Consider the following 7811-nt stretch of genomic DNA (forward strand, 5'->3'; position numbering starts at 1 on the left):
ACAAAGGCAATGACGACCGCCGGGCTCAACCTGATTGCCCAGGCGCTGTCGATCTATGACAGCGATCTGCGGCTCGCGGTCTGCAACAGGCGGTTTCAGGAAATGTTCGACCTGCCTGATCACCTCGTGCAGGTTGGTGCCAGCTTTGAAGAGACCCTTCGCCATATGGCGGACAGGGGAGAGTATGGCGCGGACCACGACATCGAAAGCGCGGTAAAGCAGCGCGTCGATCAGGCGCTCGCCTTTGAGCCCCACTATGTCGAGCGCGTGCGGCCCAATGGCCAGACCATCTCTATCGAAGGCTCGCCACTGCCGCAGGGCGGCTGGGTCACGGTCTACACCGATATTACCCGGGCCAAGCGGTCCGAAGCGCTGCTGCGCGCGCGTTCGGAGGAACTGACCGATCAGGTTCTCACCCATGCCGAGGATCTGGCGGCCACCAATCGCGAACTCGCCGCAACCATCACGGCGCTGGAAGAGGCCAAGCGCCAATTGACCGAGATCGAGGCCCGAACGCGCCTGACCACCGAAATGATGCCAGCCCATATCGCCCATGTGGATCACGACGGGCGATACACCTATTCCAACCGCCGCCTGTCCAGCGTCATGCCCGGGCGTCCGCAGGATATTCTCGGCATGCATATCACAGAAGCGCTCGGCGCATCGACCTTCGACCGAATCGAACCGCATCTGAATGCCGCCTACGAGGGCAAAAGCCCGGTGTTCGAGTTTACCGAGAACCACAGCGCCAGGCGCATTCGCGTGGCCTTTACCCCGGATGGCATCGGCGGAGTCTATATCCTGTCAATGGATGTCACCGGCGAAACCCAGGCGCGTGTCGCGCTGCAGCAATCGCGAAGGCGCGCGCTCGCCGCGCAAATGACCAGCGGGCTGGCGCATGATTTCTCGAACCTCCTGACCATCATCCTCGGCATGCAGTCCAAACTCGCCCGGATGGACCTGGCACCCGAAGCCGAGGATCTCGTGACCGCGACCCAATCGGCGGCCCGGCGCGGCGGTCGCCTTCTCAACCGGCTCGCGGACATGACCAGCAGTCGCACCCTGCGCCCGCAGGCGACCGATATGCATGCACTGCTATCTGATCTCAAGTTGCTGGCAACACCAAGCCTGCCGCAGGCTGTCGGCCTTACCGTGCTTGATAACATGCCGGATGAGACGCTGCTGCTCGACGCGGGCATATTGCAGGACGCACTCCTGAACCTCATCCTGAACGCCCGGGATGCCTGTGGCACCACCGGTCAGATCACTATCAGCGCTCATTGCATCGACCAGACCTGGATCGAGATCACCGCAACCGATACCGGCCCCGGATTCTCCGGCGACGCGCTCAAGCATGCGCTGAACCCCTTTTTTACGACAAAGGGCGGCGAAGGCAGCGGGCTGGGCCTGCCGATGGTCTATGACATGACCAAGCTCGCGGGCGGCGATCTGCAACTGGCCAACACCTTGACCGGTGCCAGCGTCACACTGCGCCTGCCCTATCGCGCAGCGCCCACAACGAGCGGTGGACTCACTCTGCTTGTCGAAGACAGCGAGGCCCTGCGCGCCACCTTTCGCGACATGCTGATCGAACTTGGTCACGCCGTGATCGAGGCAACCACAGTGGACGAGGCCACCGCCCTGACCGCAGATATCGACGATATCGCGCTGGTCCTCTCCGACATCAATCTGCGCGGTGGCGGCAACGGGCTCGACCTTCTGGACAGGCTGGTATCCAGCGACCTGCCCTGTATCCTGATGACGTCACTGCCCCCTGACGATCCGCTTCACGCCGCCGCCCTTGCCCGCGCTCCGGTCCTGCGCAAACCATTTTCCGCCGCCCAACTCGCGGCGTTGATCCAACCCGAGGCCACCGCATGAGTGAACCGCTTGTCACCATTCTCGACGACGAACCCGAAATCCGTCAGATGCTGGGCGAGGTACTGACAGAGGCCGGTTTTCGCACCCAGAGCTTTGCGCGCGCCCGCGAGTTCGAGGCGGCACTGAAACATGTCACACCGGACGTCTGCCTTGTCGATCTTTCCCTGCCCGACACCGACGGGCTTGCGCTGGTGCATCGCCTGGCGCTCGAACAGGGTGCGTCGGTCATCATCATCTCGGGCCGGGCACAGGTGCAGGACCGGGTGGCGGGACTCGAGCTCGGCGCTGACGACTACATCACCAAGCCCTTCGACCCGGCCGAAGTCGTGGCCCGCATCCGCGCCCGCCTGCGCAGCAATCGCGCCACGCCCAAAGCCGGCAACACCGCGCGATTCAATGGCTGGACCGCGCATTTCGAACGCTACACGCTTGAAAACGCCACAGGCGATGAAACCACTTTTTCCCATGCCGAGGCCGAGGTTCTGCGTCTGTTTCTGGACAGCCCGAAGCGCCTGATCAGCCGTGCCCAGATGCAGGAGAGCCTTGGGGGTGCTGCGGGCGAGAGTTTTGACCGCGCGATGGATGTGCGCATCTCGCGCCTGCGCACGAAACTTGGCGAGGACCCCAAGAACCCGCGCCTGATCAAGACGATCTATGGTGCCGGTTACATCTTTCTGGGAGATGTCAGTTGGAGCTGACGGCCGAGATGCACTTTGCCTCTTGCCGGGTCAGAATGCTCGGAATACGCATTGCCCATGGCCGTCTGTCTGCTTTATCGCCAAACACCCTGTCGTGCGCCTCGCTTCTATCGCGTCGAAATCGCGATGAACCTTTTTGGCGAGGTATCGGTGCTGCGTGAATGGGGCGTGGCCCGTGGGCGCGGACATGGCGTGATCAATGTCTACGGGAATTTGCGCGACGCGTCGCGTGCGGCGGATCACCATCGCAATCGTGCTCTTGGTCGCGGTTACGCCAGAGCCTGACCGCGCATTTGCGGCCTCGCATTGAGCGAACTGCGGCCGCCCGGAACCTTGCACCATGGTCGGCAAAGCAAGCCAATCAAGCCGCGCGATATTCAAACCGGCAACGCCGTGGTCTTGAACACAGTGCGCAGGGCAAAGCTGCTCTGCATTTGCGCCACGCCTGGCAATCGTGCCAGAAATTGCCGGTGAATCCGTGCGAAATCTTCGGTGTTCTCGGCAACCACCTTGAGCAGGTAATCCGCAGTGCCCGCCATCAGGTGACATTCCAGCACATCGGGAATCCGCGCCACCGCCTTTTCAAAGGCATCCAGAACTTCATCCGCCTGCCCCTGCAATGTGATCTCGACGAACACTGTCGTTCCCACGCCCATCTTGCGTGCATCCAGCAAGGCAACATAGTTGCGGATGTATCCCTCGGCATCCAATCGTTGGACCCGCCGGTGACAGGCCGAGGGAGACAGGTTTACCTTTTCTGACAGATCGGAATTTGAGATCCGCCCCGACGACTGCAAGACTGTGAGAATTCGCCTGTCGAGCGCGTCCAACCCCATATTCGCAATGTCCTTGCATGTAGATCCACTTCCTTGGGAGATTATTCGATCACCATGGGGATAGCCAGCAACATTATCACAATCCTTGCGACGATATCATCCGATACTTTCATCACACCTGAACTCAACAGAGGATTCGTCATGAAGCTCGGCTGCCCAAAGGAAATCAAACCCCAGGAATTCCGCGTCGGAATAACCCCGAATGCCGCGCAGGAAGCTGTCGCGCATGGGCATGCGGTCTTGATCGAGACGCAGGCCGGAGTTGGCGCGGGCTTTGACGACGATGCCTATGTCGCTGCAGGTGCAACCATCATCGACACGGCGCAAGAGGTGTTTGCAACCGCCGACATGATCGTCAAAGTCAAGGAACCACAGGCCGTCGAACGCAAGATGCTGCGCCAGGGGCAGTTGCTGTACACCTACCTGCACCTTGCCCCCGACCCGGACCAAACCCGCGATCTGCTCGACAGCGGCTGCACCGCCATCGCCTATGAAACCGTAACCGACCGCAGTGGCGGCTTGCCGTTGCTGGCACCAATGTCCGAGGTCGCCGGGCGATTGGCTCCGCAGGTCGGCGCATGGACCCTGCAAAAGGCCAATGGCGGGCGGGGTGTACTGATGGGCGGCGTGCCCGGAGTCGGCCCGGCCCGCATCATTGTAATCGGCGGCGGAGTCGTCGGAACCCATGCAGCGCGGATCGCCGCCGGGATGGGCGCGGATGTTACCGTGCTCGACCGCTCGCTGCCACGTCTGCGCTATCTCGATGATATCTTTGGAAACGTGTTCAACACCGGCTATTCAACTGCCGGTCTGATGGCGGAACTGCTTCCGTTGGCCGATATGGTGATCGGTGCGGTTCTGATACCTGGCGCCGCCGCGCCGAAGCTTGTTACGCGCGCGCAACTGGGCAGTATGAAGCCCGGTGCCGTGCTCGTGGATGTGGCGATAGATCAGGGCGGGTGTTTTGAAACCTCAAGGGCCACCACCCACAATGATCCGATTTATGAGATTGATGGTGTCATGCACTATTGCGTCGCCAACATGCCCGGCGCAGTTGCGCGCACGTCGACGATCGCACTCGGCAATGCAACGATGCCGTTCATGCTGGAGCTTGCTGACAAGGGTTGGAAGAAGGCCTGCGCGGAGGACCCACATCTGTTGGCGGGCCTGAATGTTCATGCGGGCCAATTGACCTATGCAGCGGTGGGCGAGGCTCTGGGCATTGATGTCGTCGCGCCCGAGCAGGTGATCGGCTGACAGCTGCGCTTTGAAGCATGACCTCCATGGCAACGTGGAGGTCTTGTTGGCACTGCCGCTACACGTAACGTGGTGACCCTCAATTCGGCGTATGCAGATGAAAAAGGTCTGGTAGCGTGAGGCGGACTTGAACCGCCGACCCCAGCATTATGAGTGCTGTGCTCTAACCAACTGAGCTATCACGCCAGACCGTGCAAGGGCCATTAACGGCGAGTCGGGCCGGTGTCAATCTGAACCATGACATCCGGCCAAAAGTGTTTTGCCGCCGCCTGGTCAGCCCGCTTTGGAGATCTCCACCTGATGCGGATAGGGGATCGAGATGCCCTGTGCGTCAAACGCTTCCTTTACGCTCCGAGTCATCTGGAATTTCAGGTCCCAGTAGTCTGCGGCGTTGCACCAGATCCGGGTTGTCAGGTCGACCGAGCTGTCCCCCAAATTGGTCACCCGCACCCAGGGCTCTGGGTCCTTCATAACACGACTGTCTGCCGCCACCTGATCCAGAATGATCTGCATCGCCTTGCCCGCGTCATCGCCATAATCGATGCCAAAGACCAGATCGACGCGACGGGTATCGTGGTGGGAATAATTCTGGATGATCGCACCCCAGGCCTGACCGTTGGGAATGATGATCTGCACATTGTCCGGTGTCGCCAGTTCCGTGAAGAACAGGTTCAGGTCAACGACCGTCCCTGCGGTCCCCGCCACATCGACATATTGGCCCAGTTTGTACGGACGGAAGAGAATCAACATGAAGCCGGCCGCGAGATCGGCCAGCGTTCCCTGCAATGCCAGTCCGATGGCCAGTGTTGCCGCGCCCAGCATCGCGACAAGGCTGGTCGCCTCGATGCCAAAGATGCCCAACACGGCGACCAGTACGATCAGCAGGATCACCCACCGCACCGTGCTGGCGGCAAAGCTGCCCAGAGTCTTGTCAATTCGAGGGTGCCGCTCGACCCGACTGCGAACAAAACGCGAGACGCCGCCGGCAAACATCCACCCAACGATCAGGACGGCAAGCGCCTTGCCAGCGCTGAAGACAAGCGGTGCGAAATCGCCCAGCTGTTCGATAATCTGTTCCATGCGACCGGACCTCTGTTTTGGTTCAAACCTGACGCCGCATAAAGAAAAGGGCCTGCCGGAGGCAAGCCCTTTCCATTCGCATGAGTGGTCTTTTATTGCTTTTTGAGCGAGTCGCGAATTTCGACCAGCAAATCGATCTCCGTCGGCCCTGCGGGCTCTTCGGGCGCCTCTTCCTCGGGCCCCTCGGTCATGGATTTGGCCCGGTTCACCGCCTTGACCAAAAGAAACACCACAAATGCGATGATCAGAAAGTTGATCACGGCCATGACAAAGCGGCCCCAGGCGAAGACGGCGGCACCGGCTTCTTCGGCCTCGGTGATGGACGCAAAGCTGCCCTCGCCCAGAAGGACATATTGGCCGGCAAAATCGATACCGCCCATGAACAGGCTGATAATTGGATTGATCAGGTCAGCAACGAGCGAACCGACAATTGCGGTGAACGCCGCACCTATGATGATGCCAACCGCCATGTCCATGACATTGCCCTTGGCGATAAAATCCTTGAATTCATTGATCACAATCATTTTCCCTAGAATGAATATCGAATCGAGTTCACATCTCAGCGATGGCATTGTTCTAGGTTGGGACAGGGTCTTCCGTAACGGGGAAAGCGGGCCGTCTTCTCCCCGAAACAAAGGTTCGGGAAGTCAGAAAAACAGGCGATCAGGAATGGTTGGCGCATTTCAGCCGGGCAAACGGCCGGTCAGGACATAGCGCAGCACATCGACGACCTGGCCCGGCTCTTCGGCAACCGCCAGCGCCGCGGCATGCACTTCCTTCAGCGCATGCTGGTGTTCCGGCGGGTTCAGGACGATCAGTGATTTGCCGAGCGCCGCAGCATATCCTGCGTCAAAGGCGGCATTCCACTGTTTGTACTTGTCGCCAAAGCGGACGACCACGACATCGGCATCCGCCAGCCCCTTGCGGGTGCGGATCGCGTTCACCATCGCACCCTTGTGGTCATGCCAATACTTGTTCGGCTCCGCCCCAAGGATCGCGACCCCGCAATCGTCGCTTGCACCATGATCGGTCACCGGACCGTCAAAGGCCACGTCCAGATCGCCAGAGCCGTCAATGATCTGCTCACGCCAGTCTGTGTGAATTTCTCCTGAAAGGTATACTTTCAACGTCATGGCTGTCCCCTCCTGCTGCATTCGCCACAGACCTAACGCAGGTCAGGAAAGGCGGCAATCCGTGATCCGCATGAACCCGATGCGAACGCACCTGTCTCGCGTTCGATTTTCCGACGCATTTCCAATGCAGTGCCCGGCGGGACCTGCGGGCGACCATGCAGGTGCTTTCGGAACATCATATCAGCTTGCATCGCACGTCCCCTTACAACGAGATACAGAAACCACCATGACCCTGCGCAATTTCTCCTGTCACCTCTCGTTCACTTTTTGCGCTCGGAGCGCTGATATTGTTGCGATCCACGCCTCGGAAAAATATGTGCGCGCCGCGCCTCTACACGGTATAGTCGACATCAAAAGGGAGCCTGAACATGCCTGATATCCGTGCTTTGACCGAAGGCTACGTTGCCGCTTTCGATTCCCGTGACACAGACGCGGTGGCGGGCTATTTCGCGCCAAATTTTGCGCTGACCGATCCAGAGGTTACGAACCTCACGCCAAAATCAGCCGCGCGGGATTATGTGGGGGGACTGTTCGCCGCCAATGAAACGCTGTCATTTGTCGCACATCGCATAGTTGTCGAAGGCTCTACATCTGTGATTCACTTCCAACTGACATTGGGCACCACCGTGTTGGACGGCGTTGACCTTATCACCTGGCAGGGTGAACAGATGAGCACGATGCATGCCTATTGAATCGCCCCGGGTCTGTCGGAGACCATCAACTTAAGTAAGGATGATGGTTATGACAAAAAGCAAAATGGCAAATCGCTACTCGCCTGAGGTTCGCGCACGTGCGGTCCGGATGATGTTTGAGCATCAAGGCTCATACGAAACGCAGGCGGGCGCGATTGCGGCCATTGCACCCAAGATCGGCTGTATTCCCCAGACCTTGAGCGGATGGGTCAAGCAGGCCGAGAAGGACAGCGG

Annotated in this window: 10 protein-coding genes and 1 tRNA gene; 6 read left to right on the forward strand and 5 right to left on the reverse strand. The window is 59.6% G+C overall.

Going from position 1 to position 7811, the window contains the following annotated elements; translation table 11 throughout:
• Window positions 1-9: 9 nt before the first annotated feature.
• From QO231_RS15405 to QO231_RS15415, 3 genes are read left to right on the forward strand one after another with little or no spacing between them, the layout of a single operon-like run.
• The gene (locus tag QO231_RS15405) at window positions 10-1881 is read left to right on the forward strand and encodes a PAS-domain containing protein (protein WP_316778192.1); all 1872 of its coding nucleotides are present in this window, start codon (window positions 10-12) and stop codon (window positions 1879-1881) included.
• Entirely contained in the window at window positions 1878-2579 is a 702-nt protein-coding gene (locus QO231_RS15410; RefSeq protein WP_316778195.1) for a response regulator transcription factor, read from the forward strand. Before QO231_RS15405 ends, QO231_RS15410 begins: the two co-directional genes overlap by 4 nt.
• A 57-nt stretch (window positions 2580-2636) precedes the next feature.
• A complete protein-coding gene (locus tag QO231_RS15415) occupies window positions 2637-2864 on the forward strand; it encodes a WGR domain-containing protein (RefSeq protein ID WP_316778197.1) in 228 nt (75 codons plus the stop codon).
• A 92-nt stretch (window positions 2865-2956) separates the two neighbouring features.
• Here QO231_RS15415 and QO231_RS15420 read toward each other — a convergent pair whose 3' ends face one another.
• Window positions 2957-3415: an Lrp/AsnC family transcriptional regulator gene (locus tag QO231_RS15420; protein WP_316778200.1), complete on the reverse strand. Its 459-nt coding sequence runs from the start codon at window positions 3413-3415 to the stop codon at window positions 2957-2959.
• A 141-nt stretch (window positions 3416-3556) separates the two neighbouring features.
• On the opposite strand from QO231_RS15420, the gene ald reads away from it, so the two are divergent.
• Window positions 3557-4672, forward strand: coding sequence for an alanine dehydrogenase (gene ald, locus QO231_RS15425; protein ID WP_316778204.1), 1116 nt, complete (start codon window positions 3557-3559; stop codon window positions 4670-4672).
• A 109-nt stretch (window positions 4673-4781) separates the two neighbouring features.
• On the opposite strand, the gene QO231_RS15430 is transcribed toward ald, so the two are convergent.
• The 4 genes from QO231_RS15430 to QO231_RS15445 form a co-directional block, all read right to left on the reverse strand.
• Window positions 4782-4858 (reverse strand) — tRNA-Met (locus QO231_RS15430).
• A gap of 87 nt (window positions 4859-4945) precedes the next feature.
• Window positions 4946-5752 (reverse strand): mechanosensitive ion channel family protein, encoded by an 807-nt coding sequence (locus QO231_RS15435; RefSeq protein ID WP_316778207.1) that lies wholly within the window; start codon window positions 5750-5752, stop codon window positions 4946-4948.
• A gap of 92 nt (window positions 5753-5844) precedes the next feature.
• A complete protein-coding gene (gene mscL, locus QO231_RS15440) occupies window positions 5845-6270 on the reverse strand; it encodes a large conductance mechanosensitive channel protein MscL (protein WP_316778210.1) in 426 nt (141 codons plus the stop codon).
• A 165-nt stretch (window positions 6271-6435) separates the two neighbouring features.
• Entirely contained in the window at window positions 6436-6885 is a 450-nt protein-coding gene (locus QO231_RS15445) for a YtoQ family protein (protein ID WP_316778212.1), read from the reverse strand.
• 368 nt (window positions 6886-7253) lie between these two features.
• Here QO231_RS15445 and QO231_RS15450 point away from each other — a divergent pair, with 368 nt between their 5' ends.
• Both QO231_RS15450 and QO231_RS15455 read left to right on the forward strand, forming a co-directional pair.
• Window positions 7254-7577 carry a nuclear transport factor 2 family protein gene (locus QO231_RS15450; RefSeq protein WP_316778216.1) on the forward strand — a complete coding sequence of 108 codons (324 nt, stop codon included), beginning with the start codon at window positions 7254-7256 and terminating at the stop codon, window positions 7575-7577.
• 49 nt (window positions 7578-7626) lie between these two features.
• Window positions 7627-7811, forward strand: a 185-nt coding sequence (locus tag QO231_RS15455) for a transposase (RefSeq protein ID WP_316778218.1), incomplete at its 3' end; no start/stop codon positions are given.

Source organism: Sedimentitalea todarodis (genome assembly GCF_032595355.1).
GTDB classification, from domain to species: Bacteria; Pseudomonadota; Alphaproteobacteria; order Rhodobacterales; family Rhodobacteraceae; genus Sedimentitalea; species Sedimentitalea todarodis.

Coding starts and splice junctions, on each gene's coding strand:
- QO231_RS15405 (WP_316778192.1), top strand. CDS start 10: ATGACGACCGCCGGGCTCAACCTGATTGCCCAGGCGCTGTCGATCTAT.
- QO231_RS15410 (WP_316778195.1), top strand. CDS start 1,878: ATGAGTGAACCGCTTGTCACCATTCTCGACGACGAACCCGAAATCCGT.
- QO231_RS15415 (WP_316778197.1), top strand. CDS start 2,637: ATGGCCGTCTGTCTGCTTTATCGCCAAACACCCTGTCGTGCGCCTCGC.
- QO231_RS15420 (WP_316778200.1), bottom strand. CDS start 3,415: ATGGGGTTGGACGCGCTCGACAGGCGAATTCTCACAGTCTTGCAGTCG.
- ald (WP_316778204.1), top strand. CDS start 3,557: ATGAAGCTCGGCTGCCCAAAGGAAATCAAACCCCAGGAATTCCGCGTC.
- QO231_RS15435 (WP_316778207.1), bottom strand. CDS start 5,752: ATGGAACAGATTATCGAACAGCTGGGCGATTTCGCACCGCTTGTCTTC.
- QO231_RS15445 (WP_316778212.1), bottom strand. CDS start 6,885: ATGACGTTGAAAGTATACCTTTCAGGAGAAATTCACACAGACTGGCGT.
- QO231_RS15450 (WP_316778216.1), top strand. CDS start 7,254: ATGCCTGATATCCGTGCTTTGACCGAAGGCTACGTTGCCGCTTTCGAT.